Raw genomic sequence first — 15,185 nt, 5'->3', positions numbered from 1 at the left:
GCCGCAGGCGGCCTGCTGGAGGCTGGTGCCGCCGCCGGCCGGTTCGGCGCGGGGGCGGGCGGCCGCGGCGGCGAGCACGGCGGCGAGGTCGGGCAGGACGGGCAGCCCGTCGTCGGGCAGCGGAGGGCCGTAGCGGACGGGGCCGTGGCCTTCCGGGTCGGTCCGCATGGTCACCTCCGCAAGGCGCTGTCCGCCGTCTCGTCCCCTCGCGCCTGGCGCGCTCCCCGTGCTCCGCGTACCCACCGGACGGTCGTCCCATGGGCGCCCGCGCGGGTTGCGCCTGTCACACGGAGGTGAGGTTTCGATCCTGGACATCGGTGCCGGGGGCCTTGCGGCGCAGCCGGTACACGGCGCCCGCGGCGGCGCCCGCGATCAGCAGTCCGCCGGCGACCAGGGCGGGCACGGAGTCGGTGAAGGAGCCGCCCTGGCCGGCCCGGACGGGCCTCTGGACGACCGCGGTGCCGCAGCTCTCGGTCCGCGGCTCGGTGCGCGGCTCGGTGTACGTCTCGGTGCGCGGCTCGGCGTGCGTCTCGGTGCGCGGCGGCGGGCACGGGCGGTGGCTGGTGCCGGTGGTGTTTCCGGTAGTGGTGCCGGTGCCTTGGGTGACGGTGAAGGTGGCGGTCCATGCCTTGCCCGCCGCGCGGTCCGAGGTCGGGCAGGTGCCGTCGACGGTCCACGCGGAGTCCGTGCCGTCACCGCCCGTACCGTCCTGGAGGTCCGGGTCGGCGGAGATCCGCGCGGTGCCGCTGTACGCGGGGCCGGAGACCTGGTCGTCGTCGCCGGGCACCAACTGGAGCCGTACGGTCTGCGACTCGAAGGCGTCCGAGGTGGCGTCGACGGTGGCGGGCGGTGTCCCGGTGCCGGGATCGCAGGAGACGGACACGGTGACGCTGCCGCCCGGCTGGACACTGCTCGGGCTGACCTCCGCGGCCGGATCCGCGTAGGCGCTCGGCGCGGCGGCGCCCAGGGCGATCCCGAGTGCGGGCAGGACGACGGACAGGGCCCGGAGACGGGCAGTGCGGCGCATGGGGCGGACTCCTTCGGCCGACGGCTGCGGGGGCCCGTCGTCGGGCGTCGGGGTCTCGACGACCGGGCCGAGGGCACGACGGTCGCACCCACGGCCATCACAGCCCGGCCCTCCCCGTCCCGCGCGCGGCCGGAGGCCATTGGCGGGACGGGGAGGGCCGAGTGGGTGACCCCGGACGCCGCGGGACCGGTTCCCGCGGCGTGCCCGGGTCAGCCGGCGGCGTCGCGCATGATCTCCTCGCGCATCCGTCCGCAGCAGCGGCTGATCAGCCGGGACACGTGCATCTGGGAGATGCCGAGCTGCTCGGCGATCCGGCTCTGGGTCATGTCGCCGAAGAAGCGCATGTAGAGGATGGCGCGCTCCCGCTCCGGCAGGGCGGCCAGCCGGGGCTTGACGGACTCGCGGTCGACGACCGTGTCCAGCGCCGGGTCGGCCGAGCCGAGGGCGTCGGCGAGCGAGTAGCCGTCCTCGCTGCCGGGCAGTCCGGCGTCCAGGGAGAGGGCCGTGAAGCTGTCCAGGGCCTCCAGGCCGACCAGGACGTCCTCCTCGCTCATGTTCGCGTGCTCGGCGATCTCGGCGACCGTGGGCCCGCGCCCCGGGATGGTCTGGGCGAGGTCCTGGGAGGCGATGCGGACGCGGTTGCGCAGGTCCTGGACCCGGCGCGGCACGTGCAGGGTCCACATGTGGTCCCGGAAGTGCCGCTTGATCTCGCCGGTGATGGTGGGCACGGCGTAGCTCTCGAAGGCGTTGCCGCGCTCGGGGTCGTAGCGGTCGACGGCCTTGACGAGGCCGAGGGCGGCGACCTGGCACAGGTCGTCGTAGCTCTCGCCCCGGCTGCGGAAGCGGCCGGCGAGCCGGTGGGCCATGGGCAGCCAGGCCTCGACGACCCGTCCGCGCAGGGTGTCGCGCTCTGGTCCCGGGGGCAGCGCGGCGAGCCTGCGGAATGCCTCGGCGGTGTCGGGTGCGTCGTCGTGCGGGTGGTGCTTCGCGCTCACTGGAGTGGGCATGTGCGTCGCAACTCCCTGGATCGTGCTCTGGTGGACGATCGGCGGGGGGCGCTTCCGTGTGCGGACAGGCGCGGCCGTGGCGGCCGATCGCCGCTCCCACGGACGTGCCTCCGGTCCGAAGCACTGTGAGTGCGCCTGCCCCCGGCCCCGCGGGGCAAACCCCGGCCGGGTTTTCCGCTCGCCCCCACGGGGACCCGTACGGCTGCCTGTGCCGTCTGTGGCCGGGAGGTCGGCCCACGGGCGCCGAGGTGTCCGACCACGTCCTCCACAGGCTGCGCGAGCGGGGCGCGGCCGTGTCTCCGGCGGTGCGGGCGTCCAGGGGGAGGCCCAGGGGGAGGCAGGGCCTCAGGGCGAAGGTGCGGGAGTTCCCGCCGGGGCGGGAGAAGCAGCCGTCGGGAGCGCGGCCGGTTCGAGCCGGTCGCCCTCGGGCTCCGGCAGCATGACTTCCTCGTACCTGCCCAGCGCGAGCACGGCGGCGAGCATGAGGATCGGTATGAGCGCGGCGAGGAGCACCATCGCCATGTCCTTCCCAAGGGAGGTGCGCGGGGGGTCGTGAACGGGTCTCCCGACTTCTGTCCGGCAAACCCCGTGTCGGCCTCCGGTGCACGGGTACGCGGTGCGGACCCCGAAGATCTGGAGGGAGACATGCAGCGAGGCAGCGACCGGCTGAGCCGCCACCGCGACGACGAGATGAAGCACGAACTCCAGGGACTGCTCCGCTCCGGGCACCCCACCCGGACCGAGGAGTGGCACGATCCGGAGCCGACCGCCGACGACGATCCGCAGGTCTGGGGCGGACCCGTGACGCCGGGCAGCGACGGGGCGTCCCTTGAGACCGTCCGGCTGGAGCTGGCCCGGCTCCTGGGCCGCAGCTCGTTCCCCGCCGCTCCCGGAGAGCTGGCGCGGGTGCTGCGCCGCAAGAACGCCCCCGACCCCCTCACCGAGGCGGTGGAGGGCCTGCCGCGCAAGGAGAACTACGCCACGGTGCAGGAGCTGGCGCGGGCACTGACCCGGACGGAGGGCACCCCGTGACGGCGGAGCTCGTCCGGGACGTGATGACGCCCGGGGTGGTGGCCGTCCGCCCGGACGCCTCGCTGGTCGAGGCGGCGCGGCTGATGCGCGCGCAGGACATCGGCGATGTCGTCGTGGCCGACGGTCAGCACGTGGTGGGGATGCTCACCGACCGGGACATCACGGTCCGGGCGGTCGCCGACGGCGTGGACCCGCTGACGGTGAGCGCCGGGTCGGTGTGCACGCCGGACCCGCTGACGGTCGCCCCCGGCGACCCGGTGACGCAGGCGGCCGCGCTGATGCGGGCCCACGCCGTGCGGCGGCTGCCGGTCGTCGAGGACGGTCTGCCGGTCGGCATGGTGAGCCTCGGCGACATCGCGGAGGCCCGCGACCCGGGCTCGGCGCTCGCCGACATCAGCCGCGCGGACCCGGACGGCGGGGAACCCGTATGAGGAAAAGGTCTTCCAGGAAAGGACGTTGAATCATCATGCGCATCGCGTTTCTGACCGCACCCGAGGGCGTCGAGCAGATCGAGCTCACCGATCCGTGGCAGGCGGCGGTGGACGCGGAGCACGAACCCGTGCTCGTCTCGACGGAGGCCGGCAAGATCCAGGCGTTCAACCATCTCGACAAGGCGGACACCTTCCCCGTGCAGGAGGTCGTGGGCGAGACGTCCGCGGACTCCTTCGGCGCTCTGGTGCTGCCCGGCGGGGTGGCGAACCCGGACTTCCTGCGGATGGACGAGAAGGCCGTGGCGTTCGTGCGGGACTTCTTCACACAGGGCCGCCCGGTGGCGGCGATCTGCCACGCGCCGTGGACGCTCGTCGAGGCGGACGTCGTACGGGGCCGGGTGCTCACCTCCTGGCCGAGTCTGCGGACGGACATCCGCAACGCGGGCGGCACCTGGGTGGACGAGCAGGTGAAGGTCTGCGACCACGGCGACAACAAACTGGTCACCAGCCGTAAGCCGGACGACCTCAAGGCGTTCTGCGAGACGTTCCTCGACGTGTTCGCGAAGGAGGCCGCCTAGACGGGACTCCCGGCCGCGTCCGCGGCGGCGACCGCCGCGCACCGGCGCCGGGAACCGACGCGCCACTGAGCCCTCCGGGCAGCGCACCGGCGGCCTGCTGATCAGGGGATCGGCAGGCCGCCTTCGGCTGCTCCCGGGGTGCGCACGGTCAGTCCAGCGCCGGCGTCGCCGACTCCCCCGACCCGCGCTCCCGGGCGCCCTCGCGCGTCCGGCCCGCGGCCACCGTCCGGCGCGGGTTTCGGCGCAGGTACTCGCCCTCGAGCCGGGCCATGCGCTCGTTGTGCGTGCTGAGCGCGTCGTTCGAGCCGTGGAGCAGGGTCTCGTGCCGGGTGCGGTGGATGGTCTCCAGCTCTTTCATGAGCTGCTGGTCGTCCAACTGGCTGGGGTCGACTCCGGTCATGGTGGTGGTCCGCTCGTCGTGTTCGTTCATGTGCTTCGGGTACCCGCCCCGCAAGCATTACCGCACTGCCCCCGAGCGGCATCCGGGAGGGAACCGATGGATCTCGCTTTCCTGCGTCCACTCTACGAACATCCGGGCCCCTGGGCCTCCGTGTACGTCGACACCTCACGGCACACGGAGGACACCCCCCACGAACGGCATCTGGCGGCGGTGGCGGTGTCCCGCGAGCTGTCCGCGCAGGGCGCCGACGAGAGGACCTGCGTGGCCGTGCGGGAGGCGCTGGAGGAGCTGCGGCACTCGTCCGAACCGCACGGCCGGGCCGTCTTCGCACGGGCCGGCGAGGTGGTCCTGGACCCGCCCCTGACCAGGTCCCCGGAAGGCAGCCTGGTGCGCTGGGCCCCGCTGCCGCACACCGCGCCCCTTCTGGAACTGGCCGGGGAGGACCCGGTGTGCGTGGTGGCGTACGTCGACCGCAAGGGCGCCGACTTCGAGCTGCGCGGGGCGCTCGGCCGGCAGGGCGCGGGGTCGGTCACCGGCAGGCGGTGGCCCGTGCACGGGACGAGCAGCTCGGACTGGTCGGAGCGGCACTTCCAGCTGCGGATGGAGAACACCTGGGAGCACAACGCGGCCGAGATCGCCGACGCGCTCGCCGTCTGCCAGGAGGAGACCGGTGCCGATCTGCTGGTCCTGGTCGGTGAGGGGCGGGAGAAGCGGTCGGTGCACGAGCGGCTGCCGAAGCGGCTGCACGGCCGGGTCGTGGAGGCCGGGCACGGTGCCGGGAGCCGGCTGCTCGACGAGGACGTGGAGCGGGCCCGCGCCGAGCACGTACGGCGGCGCGCGGAGCGGGAGCTGGAACGGTTCCTCGCGGCTCGCGCGCCGGGCGACGACGGCCGTCCGGGGGCCGTGGAGGGCGTTGCCGCGCTGGTCGAGGCCGCGCGTGAGCACCGTATCGACGAGCTCCTGATCCGTCCGGACGGGCCCGACGCGCACCGCGGGGTCTGGGCCGGGGAGGACCCGGACCAGGTGGCGGTGCGCCGCACGGATCTGACGATCCTCGGTGAGCAGACCACCTGGTCGGTGCGCGCGGACGACGCGCTGATCAGGTCGGCGGTGGCGACGGGCGCCCCGGCGCTGTCGGTGACGCCGGTATCCGAGGAGGCCCCGGTGGGCGGCCTGGGCGCCCTGCTGCGCTGGGTCTGAGAGGCTGCGGACGGGTCCGGTGGCCGTCGGTCACCGGGCCCGTTCGACGCGTCGTTCGTCCCAGACCGGCTCCGGCGTCTCGCGCACCCGTCCGTCCGAGCCGAAGACGAGGTACCGGTCGAAGGACCGCGCGAACCAGCGGTCGTGGGTGACCGCGAGGACGGTGCCGTCGAAGGCCTCCAGGCCCTCCTGGAGGGCCTCGGCGGACTCCAGGTCGAGGTTGTCTGTGGGCTCGTCCAGAAGCAGCGCGGTGACGCCCTGGAGCTCCAGCAGCAGGATCTGGAAGCGGGCCTGCTGGCCTCCGGAGAGCCGGTCGAAGCTCTGCTCGGCCTGTCCGGTCAGCTCGTAGCGGCGCAGCCGGGACATCGCGGCGCCGCGGTCCTGGGCGTGCTCCTTCCAGAGGATGTCGAGGAGGGTGCGGCCGAACAGCTCGGGGTGGGCGTGGGTCTGCGCGAAGTGGCCGGGCACGACCCGCGCCCCGAGCTTCCACTGTCCTGTGTGGGCGACGGTGGTGTCCCCCGCCAGCAGTCGCAGGAAGTGCGACTTTCCGGAGCCGTTGGAGCCGAGGACCGCGACCCGTTCGCCGTAGAAGACCTCCAGGTCGAAGGGCTTCATCAGGCCGGTCAGTTCAAGTCCCTTGCAGGTGACGGCCCTTACGCCGGTGCGGCCGCCCCTGAGGCGCATGGTGATGTCCTGCTCGCGCGGCGGCTCGGGCGGCGGTCCGGCCTCCTCGAACTTGCGTAGGCGGGTCTGGGCCGCCTGGTAGCGGGAGGACAGCTCGTGGCTGATGCTGGCCGCCTGGCGGAGGTTCAGCACCAGCTTCTTGAGCTGGGCGTGCTTCTCGTCCCAGCGTCGGCGCAACTCCTCGAAGCGCGCGAAGCGTTCGCGCCGCGCCTCGTGGTAGGTGGCGAACCCGCCGCCGTGCACCCAGGCGTCCGCACCCGTGGGCGAGGGTTCCACGGAGACGATCTTCTCGGCGGCCCGGGACAGCAGTTCCCGGTCGTGGGAGACGAACAGGACGGTCTTGCGGGTCTCCGCGAGCCGCTCCTCCAGCCAGCGCTTGCCGGGCACGTCGAGGTAGTTGTCCGGCTCGTCCAGCAGCAGCACCTCGTCCGTGCCGCGCAGCAGCGCCTCCAGCACGAGCCGCTTCTGCTCACCGCCGGACAGCGTCCGCACCTGCCGGAACTGCGCCTTGTCGTAGGGCACCCCGAGCGCGGCCGTCGTGCACATGTCCCAGAGCGTCTCGGACTCGTACCCGCGCACCTCGGCCCAGTCCGACAGCGCCTGCGCGTACTTCAGCTGGGCGGCCTCGTCGTCGACGGTCATGATCAGGTGCTCGGCCCGGTCGACGGCCTGCGCGGCCTCCCGGATGCCGGGCGGCGCGACCGACACGAGCAGGTCCCGTACGGTCGTCTCGTCCCGTACGGACCCCACGAACTGGCGCATCACCCCTAGGCCGCCGCTCACGGTGACCGTCCCGCCGTGCGGCTTGAGCTCGCCGGAGATCAGCCGCAGCAAGGTGGTCTTCCCCGCGCCGTTCGGCCCGACGAGGGCCACCACGGCCCCTTCGCCCACCCGGAACGACACATCGCCGAGCAGCGCCCTCCCGTCGGGGAGGTAGTACTCGAGATGTGCGGCTTCCAGATGTCCCATGGGGCGCATTGTCGGTGCAGAGGCAAGACCTGGGCAAACGCATAAACCACGGCACCGCATCCCGCTCAGGGGCGCGGGGAACTGCGCGACCAGCCACATGCGGCCCGCAGACGGCACCGACCAAGCAGCCCGTCGGCGGGTACCCGCAAGGGCATGAGCCCAGACGTTGATCTCACCGCCCTGCGCACCGGCGCGCGCCCGCTGCGCGACCGCCTGCTCGCCCTGGACTCCCGGCTCTTCGCGTTCGCGGCCGCCCGGAACTGGCCCGCGGCCGAGCCGGTGCTGCCCCGGCTGAGCAGGAGCGCGAACCACGGCGTCCTCTGGTTCGCCACCGCCGCCGCGATGGCCGCGAGCCGCACCCCCAGGTCCCGCAGGGCCGCCGCCCGCGGTCTCGCCTCCCTGACCCTGGCCTCCCTGACCGTCAACACCCTCGGCAAGCGCTCGGTGCGCCGCACCCGCCCCGGCCTGGACCCGGTCCCGGCGGCCCGGCAGCTGGGACGCCGGCCGATCACCACCTCGTTCCCCTCCGGGCATGCCGCCTCAGCGGCCGCCTTCGCGACCGGCGTGGCGCTGGAGTCCCCGGCATGGGGCGCGGCGGTGGGCCCGATCGCCTGGTCCGTCGCGCTGTCCCGGGTGTACACGGGCATGCACTTCCCGAGCGACGTCGTGGCCGGCGCGGCCCTCGGCGCGGGCGCCGCGTTCGCCGTACGGGGCCTGGTGCCCACCCGCGCCCAGGTCGTGCCGCCGGCCCGGCCCCGCGCGGAGGTTCCCGCGCTGCCGCAGGGCGAGGGTCTGGTGATGGTGGCGAACACCGCCTCGGGCACCGCCGACCGGGTGCGCGCCCTGCACGACGGGCTGCCGATGGCCGAGATCGTCGAGTGCGAACCGACCGATGTGCGGGCCGAGTTGGAGAAGGCCGCGGCCCGTGCCACGGTGCTGGGCGTGTGCGGCGGCGACGGCACGGTCAACGCGGCCGCCGAGATCGCCCTGCGGCACGGCGTGCCCCTCGCGGTACTGCCGGGCGGCACCCTGAACCACTTCGCCTACGACCTCGGGGTGGAGGGCGCGCGCGATCTCACCAGGGCGGTCCGCCAGGGCGAGGCCGTGCGCGTCGACGTGGGCCGGTACGTCAGCGACGGCCGGGAGGGCGTCTTCGTCAACGGGTGCAGCCTCGGCGTGTACCCGGAGCTGGTGCGGGAGCGGGAGCGCTGGTCGGGCCGGATCGGCGGCTGGCCGGCCGGGGTGCTCGGGGCGCTGCGGGTGCTGCGGGCCGACCGGCATCCGCTGGAGGCCGAGTTCGGCGGCCGGACCCGGCCGCTGTGGCTGCTGTTCGTGGGCAACGGCACCTATCACCGGATGGGGCTCGCCCCCGGCCGCCGCACCGACCTCGCCGACGGCCGGTTCGACGTGCGGGTGGTGCACGGCGGGCGCCGGCCCGCGCTGCGCCTGCTCGCCGCGGCCGTCGCGGGTCCGCTGACCCGCTCCCCCGCGCACGCGGCGGTCCAGGTGGGACGGCTGCGTCTGACGGGTGTCGCGCCGGGCACGCTGCTCGCCTACGACGGCGAGGTGACCGAGGTGCAGGGCGAGGTGACCCTGGAGAAGCTGCCCGAGGCGCTCACCGTGTACCGCCCGTTGCCCGGGAACTGACGACCAGTCAGTCCACATGCCAATACAGGGGTCTCACCATTCGACATGCGGGCGTACGGTTCTGCGTACCGACGGACCTGTCGAGAAGGGGAGCCCCGTCATGCCGACATCGCCGGAGACACAGCAGGAGAAGCCGCGGGAGACCGCCGTCTACACACACGGCCACCACGAGTCCGTACTGCGTTCGCACACCTGGCGCACCGCCGCCAACTCCGCGGCCTACCTGCTCGGTTCGCTGAAGCCCCACATGCGGATCCTGGACATCGGCTGCGGGCCGGGCACGATCACCGCCGACCTCGCCGCCCTGGTCCCGGACGGACACGTCACCGGCGTCGACCACGCGCCCGGCGTCCTGGACCGGGCCCGGGAGACGGCCGCCGCGCGCGGACTCGGCAACGTCGACTTCGCGGTCGCCGACGTGCACGCGCTGGACTTCCCGGACGACACCTTCTGCGTCGTCCACGCCCACCAGGTGCTCCAGCACGTCGGGGACCCGGTGCGGGCACTGCGCGAGATGGTGCGGGTGACCAGGCCGGGCGGGTTCGTCGCGGTGCGTGACTCGGACTACGCGGCCATGACCTGGTACCCCGGGTCCGCGGGGCTGGACGACTGGCTGGACCTGTACCGCCGGGTGGCCCGGGCCAACGGCGGGGAGCCGGACGCCGGCCGGCGGCTGAAGTCGTGGGCGCTGCGGGCCGGGCTGACGGACATCACCGCGACCTCCGGCACCTGGACCTACTCCACCGCCGAGGAGCGGGAGTGGTGGAGCGGGCTGTGGGCGGACCGCACGCTGGCCTCTGCGTACGCGGAGCGGGCCGTCGAGGGCGGCCACGCCACCGTGGAGCAGCTGCGGGCCGTCTCGGACGCCTGGCGGAAATGGGGCCGCCAGGACGACGGGTGGTTCTGCGTGCTCCACGGAGAAATTCTGTGCCGGAAAAACGCCTGAATCTTCATATTCCGGATACTCGGACAGCAGGAGGTACACATCATGGTTGCGCTTCTGCTGGTCCTGCTTCTGGTGCTGATTCTGTTCGGCGCCGGATTCGCAGTGAAGATTCTGTGGTGGATCGCACTGGCCGTGCTGGTGCTGTGGCTGCTGGGATTCCTGATGCGCGGCACGACGTCGTCCGGAGGCAGGGGCCGCTGGTACAGGTGGTGACGGTCCCGGGCGTCACTCCCGGGGAAGCAGCGGTCCGAGCGGCCCGAGGTCCAGGTTCAGGTCCTCGGGCCGCAGTCCGTACCGCTCGCGCAGTTCGGTCATGCGCTCGTCGAGCAGCATGAGGGTGAGCCCGATCCGCTCCTCCTGCTCCTCGCTCAGGTCGCCCTCGTCGAACCGCCGCAGCGCCTGGCGCTCCATGAGCTGCCGCAGCAGCTCCACGACGGTCAGCACGAGCTTGACCAGGTCCCGCTCGACCGTGTCGGGCTCCAGGTCCAGCCGGTTGCGTCGGGCCGTCACAGCAACTCCTCGAACGGTGAGGGAACTTGCGCGTTGACCGAGCTGATCAGCGCGTTCAGGTCGATGCGGACGAGGTCGACGTCCGCGATGCGCAGGGTGATGTCCCCGGTGATGACGACCCCGCCGGCCAGCAGCCGGTCGAGCAGGTCGACGAGGGCCACCTCGCGGCGTTCGATGACGGTCACGGCTGCTGTTCCTCCCCCGCGAAGGAATAAGCCGCCCAGGGCCCTGTGAGTTCCACCCGCATTCCCGGCACGTCGTCCTTCGTGCGGTCCACCATTTCCACGAATTCCTCGGAGTCGGCGCGCGGCACGAGATAGGCGGCATTCAGAATGTTCTGTCCGGAGGCCCCGGAAAGCGCGGGGTTCTGCGGCGCGTGCAGCCGCGCGTCCTCGGCATATCCCGACAGCGTTTCGTGCAGCCGGGTCGCGAACGCCTCCGCCTGCTGCCACATCTCCTCGTGCGAACGCACCCGCTGGCGCCGCTGCCGCAGGTAGTCCCGCCCCGAGGCCGGCCTGGCCGGTGCCTCGGCGGTCTCCGAACCTGCCGGGGCCGCCGTCTCGGCGTACACCTTGACGCCCCACTCCACCCGGTCCTGGAGCCGGTCGAGGGTGCGCCGGAAGCCTTCCTCGCGTTCCTCGATCATCACCCGGACGCCGCTGTCGTCGCGGAACACGGTGCCGAGCCGGAGCGGCAGCGGAGTGGTCACGACGGTGAGCGCGTCGATCACGCTCTGGTGGGCGCGCACGGTCCGGGTCAGCCAGTCCATGTCCTCCAGATGCCTGCGGAGCGGCTCCTCGGCGAAGTCCCGCTCCGGTACGTGGCTGACCACCGCCACCAGGCCGTGGTGGTGCAGCAGTCTGGGCGGGTCACCGGCGACCCCGGCCAGTTGGGCCTGCAACGGGGTGCCGAAGGGACGGCAGACGGCGTACACGTACCGCAGTCCGGTCATGAACTCTCCTCCTCCTCGGCACGGCGGGTGGGCTCCAGCTCCTCCAGGCGTGCGAGCCGTTCTCGCAACTCGCTGTTCTCCCGGGCGAGTTCGTCACGGCGGGCGCGGGAGGACAACGCCGGGTCGTCCTCCCACCAGTCGATCCCCATCTCCTTGGCCTTGTCGACCGAGGCGACGATGAGCCGCAGCTTGATCGTGAGCAGCTCGATGTCGAGCAGGTTGATGCGGATGTCTCCCGCGATGACGATGCCCTTGTCCAGCACACGCTCCAGGATGTCGGCCAGGTTGGCGCCACTCCCCTGTCCGTACGGATCCGGGAGCCGGCTGGGCATGCTCATCGTCGGCTCCCGCCCTCGGCGTACTCCTCTTCCTCTTCCTCGGGCACGTCCTCCTCGGACATCTCTTCCTCGTCCTCGGGAACCTCGTCCTCGGCGGCCTCGTCGTCCTCAGCCACCTCGTCCTCGGGCTCCTCCTCGTCGTACTCCTCGTACTCGTCCTCGGGCTCGTCCTCGGGTTCGCCCTCGTCCTCGGGCTCCTCCTCGGTCTCGTCCTCGGTCTCGTCCTCGGCGTACGGGCCTTCCTGCTCTTCCTCTTCCTCTTCCTCGGAGCCCTCGGAGCCCTCGGCCTCTTCCTCCTCGGCCACCGCGTCCTCGTGGCTCTTGACGACCTCGCCGTCGCGGATCTCACCGCGCCAGCCGTCCTCCGCCTCCCCCTTGAGGGTGATGAAGCGGGCGAAGTTCTTGAGGTCGAGCCGGGCCCGGCGGCCCTGGGCGCGCCAGATGTTGCCGGTCTTCTCGAACAGCCCCTGGGGGTAGTACTCGATCACAAGCAGCACACGGGTGAGGTTGTCGGCGAGCTTGTGGAAGGAGACGACGCCCTTGGTCGTGCCCTTGGCGCCCTCCGACGACCACTGGATCCGTTCGTCCGGGACCTGCTCGGTGGTGGTCGCCTTCCAGCCGCGGTTGGACCAGAAGATCTTCATCTGCCAGTCGGTGTGGGTGTCGTCGGCGCGGTTCGCGCTCTTGACGCCCTTCGCGAAGGTGGAGAAGTCCTGGTACTGCGTCCACTGGTCGTAGGCCGTGCGCAGATCCACGCCGACATCGATGTACTCGATGATCACCGTGGGCTTCTGGCCCGCGCCGCCCTTCTTCTTGCCCTTGCCGCCGCCGAGGTTCTTGAAGGCGCCGACCACGCTGTCCTTGGCCTTGCCCGCTCCGAGTTCCAGCGCGCTGCGCAGCGGTCCCTTGCCCTCGGCGAGCTTCTTGCCGCCGTCGAGGGCGAGCTTGGCGAAGCCCGGGCTGTTGCCCTCGGCGATGTCGTTCAGCTTGCCGGTGGTCTCGCCCAGCTTGCGCCCGACACCGACCAGCATGCGCTGGGCCTGCGCGGCGACGTACTCCTGCAACTCGGCCTTGAGCCGGTCGGCGGCCTCGCTGTGGGCCACGTCGGTGAGCGGGTTGCTCTTGGCCTTGTCGGTGGCGGATCCGAGTGTCTCGGTCATCACTCACCGCCTCCCTTCGGCAGCCGGGAGCGGGTGCTCCGGCCGGCTCCCCTGGCCGCGGTCGTCTTCTTGGCGGCCGTCTTCTTCGCCGTCGTCTTCTTGGCCGCCGTCTTCTTGGCGGCCGAGCGGCCCTGGCCCTGCGCCGTCTTCTTGGCGGGCGCCTTGCGGGCCGGGGTCTTCTTCGCAGCCGTCTTCTTGGCCGGGGCCTTCTTCGCGGTCTTCTTGGCGGTCTTCTTCGCCGCGGTCGGGGCCTCGTCCTGCTCGTCCTCGTCGGCGGGCTCGTCGTCGTCCTCGTCGACAGGCTCGTCCTCGTCCTCGTCGGCGGGCTCGTCCTCATCCGAGGGCTCGTCCTCGTCGGCGGGCTCGTCGTCGGCCTCGGCCTCCGCGCTCCCAGTCTGCTCCTCGTCGGGCTCCTCGTCCTCTTCGGGCTCCTCGTCCTCCTCGTCGGAGAGACCCGGCGCCTTCGAGGCCACGCCCGAGAGCTGGTCGCGGACCTGAGCGGTACGGCCGTGCAGCCGGTCGGCGATCGCGTCGATCTGCCGCTCCACCATGGCACCGGAGGCCGCCTTGCCGACGCCTCGCAGGTCCTCGCGGAGCGTGTCGCCTATCTCCTTGAACTGCGGGTTCTTCAGCAGTTGCTGGGAGACCAGGTCGGCCACCGCCCGCGGGGTCAGGTTCATCTTCTTGCCGGCCACCACCGAGCCGACGGCGAAAGCCAGTTTCAGTTTCTTCGTACGTCCGAGGACGTAGCCGGCCCCTATGGCGAGGCCCAGTCCCATGCGGTTCATCTCGTCGTCCCGTCGCCAGTCCCCGCGCCGCCGCGCAGGCCGATCTCCAGTCGTTCGAGGAGCTCGTCCTCCTGTCGGTCGAATTCCTCCTCGTCGATCTCGCCCGCCTCGAGCCGCTCCTCGAGCCGGGCGAGTTCGGCCCGGACCGTCGCCGGGTCGTAGTAGAGGCGCTCCGCCTCGCTGAGCACCTGCTTGATCACCCAGCCGCTGCCGCGCACCGGAGCGAACGGCAGCAGCAGCACCTCTCCGATGAGACCCACACCGCTCACTCCTCCGCGTGGTCGATGCCCACCGTGGTGCCCGCGGGCTCGCCCGGGCCCGGGTCGACGAAGCTGTACGGCGGCAGCGGGCCGTTGACCCGCAGGTCAAGGTGCGGATGGGCCTTGCGCAGCTCGTCCACCGCGTCCAGGAAGGACGCCGCCGAGTCGCGCTCCACGAGGAAGGACACGTTGGCCAGCCAGCCCGAGGACTCGGGGCCCACGCTGATCGCGTCGGCCACGGGTTCCAGGGCGCGCTGCACCTCGCCGGCGTCCTCGGCCTCACGGGCCTTGACCGCGGCCACGACCATCTCGCCGAGCCGCAGGCGGTCCTCGTAACTGCCGCCGCCCGCCTGCCGGTTGGCCTCGGTCATGGCCCGGACCTCGGGGTTGTCGGACATCACGCGGTGCAGGACGGCCTCTTCGTCGTGCGTGGCCTTGACGTTGTACTCGACCTTGCCCTCAAGGGTCCGCAGGCGCTCCTTGTAGTGCTCCTGGCGTTCCCCGAGCACCCCGGTGACGGTCCCGTCGTCGGGGGCCACGCTGCCGAACCGCATGGGCAGGATGCAGCCGTCCGCGCCCGCCTCGCTCAGCACGTTCTGGTGGGCGAGCAGGTCACGGCGCTTGGGCCGCAGCCCTTCCGGGGCGTCGCTGACGATGGCCGCCAGCTCGCCCTCCTTCAGCACCCGCACCGGAAGGGCGGGATCACCGACCCCCACCAGGTCCTCCGGCAGCGCGGGGTGGGAAGCGGCGGTGATGCCGTACACGTACGTGCTCACTCCTGTTCCTCCTTCCTGCGCGAAGCGGTGGACTTACGGGCACGCGGCCTGGATTCGCTCTGGCCGTCCCCGTCGCGGGCCTGCTTGAAGGCGTCGGAGATGGTCTCGGCGGCGCCGGACAGCGCGCCCTTGGACTTGCCGCGCGCCCCCGACTCGGTGATCGAGCCGACGACGTCGGGCAGACCGGGGCTCTTGTTCGGGCCGGACTCCAGGTCCAGCCGGTTGCACGCTTCGGCGAAGCGCAGATACGTGTCGACGCTGGCCACCACGACCCGTACGTCGATCTTCAGAATTTCGATGCCGACCAGGGAGACCCGTACGAACGCGTCGATGACGAGACCCCTGTCGAGGACCAGTTCCAGAACGTCGTAGAGGCCGCTGGAGCCGCCTCCGCCACCGCCCTGTTGTGCCGGGACAACGGTCATGTCGACCGCGCCTCCTTCTCTGTGTGCTGGTGGATGAATGTCTGTGTGCCGGGGC

Annotated in this window: 21 protein-coding genes and 1 pseudogene; 7 read left to right on the top strand and 15 right to left on the bottom strand. The window is 72.2% G+C overall.

Going from position 1 to position 15,185, the window contains the following annotated elements:
- The 4 genes and pseudogenes from AOJ26_RS44535 to AOJ26_RS43565 all read right to left on the bottom strand — a co-directional run.
- Nucleotides 1-315, bottom strand: a pseudogene (locus tag AOJ26_RS44535) (pyridoxal phosphate-dependent aminotransferase); the annotation flags it as partial.
- Nucleotides 284-1,027 (bottom strand): hypothetical protein, encoded by a 744-nt coding sequence (locus AOJ26_RS23750; RefSeq protein WP_053850375.1) that lies wholly within the window; start codon nt 1,025-1,027, stop codon nt 284-286. The pseudogene AOJ26_RS44535 and the gene AOJ26_RS23750, both read right to left, overlap by 32 nt.
- Before the next feature lie 209 nt (nt 1,028-1,236).
- Nucleotides 1,237-2,034 carry an RNA polymerase sigma factor SigF gene (locus tag AOJ26_RS23745; protein WP_053850374.1) on the bottom strand — a complete coding sequence of 266 codons (798 nt, stop codon included), beginning with the start codon at nt 2,032-2,034 and terminating at the stop codon, nt 1,237-1,239.
- A 345-nt stretch (nt 2,035-2,379) separates the two neighbouring features.
- Nucleotides 2,380-2,556 carry a hypothetical protein gene (locus AOJ26_RS43565; protein WP_159044377.1) on the bottom strand — a complete coding sequence of 59 codons (177 nt, stop codon included), beginning with the start codon at nt 2,554-2,556 and terminating at the stop codon, nt 2,380-2,382.
- 123 nt (nt 2,557-2,679) lie between these two features.
- On the opposite strand from AOJ26_RS43565, the gene AOJ26_RS23740 reads away from it, so the two are divergent.
- From AOJ26_RS23740 to AOJ26_RS23730, 3 genes are read left to right on the top strand one after another with little or no spacing between them, the layout of a single operon-like run.
- The gene (locus tag AOJ26_RS23740) at nt 2,680-3,066 is read left to right on the top strand and encodes a DUF2795 domain-containing protein (protein ID WP_053850373.1); all 387 of its coding nucleotides are present in this window, start codon (nt 2,680-2,682) and stop codon (nt 3,064-3,066) included.
- Nucleotides 3,063-3,497, top strand: a complete 435-nt coding sequence (locus tag AOJ26_RS23735) for a CBS domain-containing protein (RefSeq protein ID WP_179200310.1) — start codon at nt 3,063-3,065, stop codon at nt 3,495-3,497. The genes AOJ26_RS23740 and AOJ26_RS23735 overlap by 4 nt, the downstream gene beginning before the upstream one ends.
- A 35-nt stretch (nt 3,498-3,532) precedes the next feature.
- Nucleotides 3,533-4,075, top strand: a complete 543-nt coding sequence (locus AOJ26_RS23730) for a type 1 glutamine amidotransferase domain-containing protein (protein WP_053850372.1) — start codon at nt 3,533-3,535, stop codon at nt 4,073-4,075.
- Nucleotides 4,076-4,223: 148 nt separating this feature from the next.
- Here the strand turns inward: AOJ26_RS23730 and AOJ26_RS23725 are convergent, their stop codons facing one another.
- On the bottom strand, nt 4,224-4,505 hold the full coding sequence (locus AOJ26_RS23725; RefSeq protein WP_053850371.1) for a DUF6158 family protein: 282 nt from the start codon (nt 4,503-4,505) through the stop codon (nt 4,224-4,226).
- A 66-nt stretch (nt 4,506-4,571) separates the two neighbouring features.
- On the opposite strand from AOJ26_RS23725, the gene AOJ26_RS23720 reads away from it, so the two are divergent.
- Entirely contained in the window at nt 4,572-5,675 is a 1,104-nt protein-coding gene (locus AOJ26_RS23720) for a Vms1/Ankzf1 family peptidyl-tRNA hydrolase (protein WP_053850370.1), read from the top strand.
- Nucleotides 5,676-5,705: 30 nt separating this feature from the next.
- On the opposite strand, the gene AOJ26_RS23715 is transcribed toward AOJ26_RS23720, so the two are convergent.
- Nucleotides 5,706-7,328 carry an ABC-F family ATP-binding cassette domain-containing protein gene (locus AOJ26_RS23715; protein ID WP_053850369.1) on the bottom strand — a complete coding sequence of 541 codons (1,623 nt, stop codon included), beginning with the start codon at nt 7,326-7,328 and terminating at the stop codon, nt 5,706-5,708.
- A gap of 153 nt (nt 7,329-7,481) precedes the next feature.
- Here AOJ26_RS23715 and AOJ26_RS23710 point away from each other — a divergent pair, with 153 nt between their 5' ends.
- The 3 genes from AOJ26_RS23710 (at nt 7,482) to AOJ26_RS23700 (ending at nt 10,134) form a co-directional block, all read left to right on the top strand.
- Nucleotides 7,482-8,975, top strand: coding sequence for a bifunctional phosphatase PAP2/diacylglycerol kinase family protein (locus tag AOJ26_RS23710; RefSeq protein WP_053850368.1), 1,494 nt, complete (start codon nt 7,482-7,484; stop codon nt 8,973-8,975).
- Nucleotides 8,976-9,075: 100 nt separating this feature from the next.
- Nucleotides 9,076-9,921: a class I SAM-dependent methyltransferase gene (locus AOJ26_RS23705; protein WP_053850367.1), complete on the top strand. Its 846-nt coding sequence runs from the start codon at nt 9,076-9,078 to the stop codon at nt 9,919-9,921.
- Between the two features lie 42 nt (nt 9,922-9,963).
- Nucleotides 9,964-10,134, top strand: coding sequence for a hypothetical protein (locus AOJ26_RS23700; protein ID WP_053850366.1), 171 nt, complete (start codon nt 9,964-9,966; stop codon nt 10,132-10,134).
- A gap of 12 nt (nt 10,135-10,146) precedes the next feature.
- Here AOJ26_RS23700 and AOJ26_RS23695 read toward each other — a convergent pair whose 3' ends face one another.
- The 9 genes from AOJ26_RS23695 to AOJ26_RS23655 are packed head-to-tail and all read right to left on the bottom strand — an operon-like array spanning nt 10,147 to nt 15,130.
- Nucleotides 10,147-10,431 (bottom strand): gas vesicle protein K, encoded by a 285-nt coding sequence (locus AOJ26_RS23695; RefSeq protein ID WP_053850365.1) that lies wholly within the window; start codon nt 10,429-10,431, stop codon nt 10,147-10,149.
- Nucleotides 10,428-10,616: a gas vesicle protein gene (locus AOJ26_RS23690; protein ID WP_037706474.1), complete on the bottom strand. Its 189-nt coding sequence runs from the start codon at nt 10,614-10,616 to the stop codon at nt 10,428-10,430. The genes AOJ26_RS23695 and AOJ26_RS23690 overlap by 4 nt, the downstream gene beginning before the upstream one ends.
- Nucleotides 10,613-11,383 (bottom strand): GvpL/GvpF family gas vesicle protein, encoded by a 771-nt coding sequence (locus tag AOJ26_RS23685; protein WP_053850364.1) that lies wholly within the window; start codon nt 11,381-11,383, stop codon nt 10,613-10,615. Before AOJ26_RS23685 ends, AOJ26_RS23690 begins: the two co-directional genes overlap by 4 nt.
- A complete protein-coding gene (locus tag AOJ26_RS23680; RefSeq protein WP_053850363.1) occupies nt 11,380-11,721 on the bottom strand; it encodes a gas vesicle protein in 342 nt (113 codons plus the stop codon). The genes AOJ26_RS23685 and AOJ26_RS23680 overlap by 4 nt, the downstream gene beginning before the upstream one ends.
- The gene (locus tag AOJ26_RS23675) at nt 11,718-12,881 is read right to left on the bottom strand and encodes an SRPBCC family protein (RefSeq protein ID WP_053850362.1); all 1,164 of its coding nucleotides are present in this window, start codon (nt 12,879-12,881) and stop codon (nt 11,718-11,720) included. The genes AOJ26_RS23680 and AOJ26_RS23675 overlap by 4 nt, the downstream gene beginning before the upstream one ends.
- Entirely contained in the window at nt 12,881-13,669 is a 789-nt protein-coding gene (locus AOJ26_RS43560) for a hypothetical protein (RefSeq protein ID WP_053850361.1), read from the bottom strand. The genes AOJ26_RS23675 and AOJ26_RS43560 overlap by 1 nt, the downstream gene beginning before the upstream one ends.
- Nucleotides 13,666-13,929: a gas vesicle protein GvpG gene (locus tag AOJ26_RS23665; protein ID WP_053850360.1), complete on the bottom strand. Its 264-nt coding sequence runs from the start codon at nt 13,927-13,929 to the stop codon at nt 13,666-13,668. Before AOJ26_RS23665 ends, AOJ26_RS43560 begins: the two co-directional genes overlap by 4 nt.
- Before the next feature lie 5 nt (nt 13,930-13,934).
- Nucleotides 13,935-14,705 carry a GvpL/GvpF family gas vesicle protein gene (locus AOJ26_RS23660; RefSeq protein ID WP_053850359.1) on the bottom strand — a complete coding sequence of 257 codons (771 nt, stop codon included), beginning with the start codon at nt 14,703-14,705 and terminating at the stop codon, nt 13,935-13,937.
- A complete protein-coding gene (locus AOJ26_RS23655; protein ID WP_053850358.1) occupies nt 14,702-15,130 on the bottom strand; it encodes a gas vesicle structural protein GvpA in 429 nt (142 codons plus the stop codon). The genes AOJ26_RS23660 and AOJ26_RS23655 overlap by 4 nt, the downstream gene beginning before the upstream one ends.
- Nucleotides 15,131-15,185 lie beyond the last annotated feature (55 nt).

This window comes from Streptomyces sp. NRRL B-24085 (assembly GCF_001282115.1).
GTDB lineage: Bacteria > Actinomycetota > Actinomycetes > Streptomycetales > Streptomycetaceae > Streptomyces.
The sequence above is the reverse complement of the archived record's forward strand: the minus strand, read 5'-3'. Positions and strand labels throughout refer to the sequence as shown.

What these genes read in the sequence shown, in the direction of transcription:
- AOJ26_RS23675 (WP_053850362.1), bottom strand. Translation starts at nt 12,881, where the DNA reads ATGACCGAGACACTCGGATCCGCCACCGACAAGGCCAAGAGCAACCCG.
- AOJ26_RS23750 (WP_053850375.1), bottom strand. Translation starts at nt 1,027, where the DNA reads ATGCGCCGCACTGCCCGTCTCCGGGCCCTGTCCGTCGTCCTGCCCGCA.
- AOJ26_RS23700 (WP_053850366.1), top strand. Translation starts at nt 9,964, where the DNA reads ATGGTTGCGCTTCTGCTGGTCCTGCTTCTGGTGCTGATTCTGTTCGGC.
- AOJ26_RS23655 (WP_053850358.1), bottom strand. Translation starts at nt 15,130, where the DNA reads ATGACCGTTGTCCCGGCACAACAGGGCGGTGGCGGAGGCGGCTCCAGC.
- AOJ26_RS23680 (WP_053850363.1), bottom strand. Translation starts at nt 11,721, where the DNA reads ATGAGCATGCCCAGCCGGCTCCCGGATCCGTACGGACAGGGGAGTGGC.
- AOJ26_RS43565 (WP_159044377.1), bottom strand. Translation starts at nt 2,556, where the DNA reads ATGGCGATGGTGCTCCTCGCCGCGCTCATACCGATCCTCATGCTCGCC.
- AOJ26_RS23715 (WP_053850369.1), bottom strand. Translation starts at nt 7,328, where the DNA reads ATGGGACATCTGGAAGCCGCACATCTCGAGTACTACCTCCCCGACGGG.
- AOJ26_RS23705 (WP_053850367.1), top strand. Translation starts at nt 9,076, where the DNA reads ATGCCGACATCGCCGGAGACACAGCAGGAGAAGCCGCGGGAGACCGCC.
- AOJ26_RS23725 (WP_053850371.1), bottom strand. Translation starts at nt 4,505, where the DNA reads ATGAACGAACACGACGAGCGGACCACCACCATGACCGGAGTCGACCCC.
- AOJ26_RS43560 (WP_053850361.1), bottom strand. Translation starts at nt 13,669, where the DNA reads ATGAACCGCATGGGACTGGGCCTCGCCATAGGGGCCGGCTACGTCCTC.
- AOJ26_RS23730 (WP_053850372.1), top strand. Translation starts at nt 3,533, where the DNA reads ATGCGCATCGCGTTTCTGACCGCACCCGAGGGCGTCGAGCAGATCGAG.
- AOJ26_RS23740 (WP_053850373.1), top strand. Translation starts at nt 2,680, where the DNA reads ATGCAGCGAGGCAGCGACCGGCTGAGCCGCCACCGCGACGACGAGATG.
- AOJ26_RS23710 (WP_053850368.1), top strand. Translation starts at nt 7,482, where the DNA reads ATGAGCCCAGACGTTGATCTCACCGCCCTGCGCACCGGCGCGCGCCCG.
- AOJ26_RS23685 (WP_053850364.1), bottom strand. Translation starts at nt 11,383, where the DNA reads ATGACCGGACTGCGGTACGTGTACGCCGTCTGCCGTCCCTTCGGCACC.
- AOJ26_RS23720 (WP_053850370.1), top strand. Translation starts at nt 4,572, where the DNA reads ATGGATCTCGCTTTCCTGCGTCCACTCTACGAACATCCGGGCCCCTGG.
- AOJ26_RS23745 (WP_053850374.1), bottom strand. Translation starts at nt 2,034, where the DNA reads ATGCCCACTCCAGTGAGCGCGAAGCACCACCCGCACGACGACGCACCC.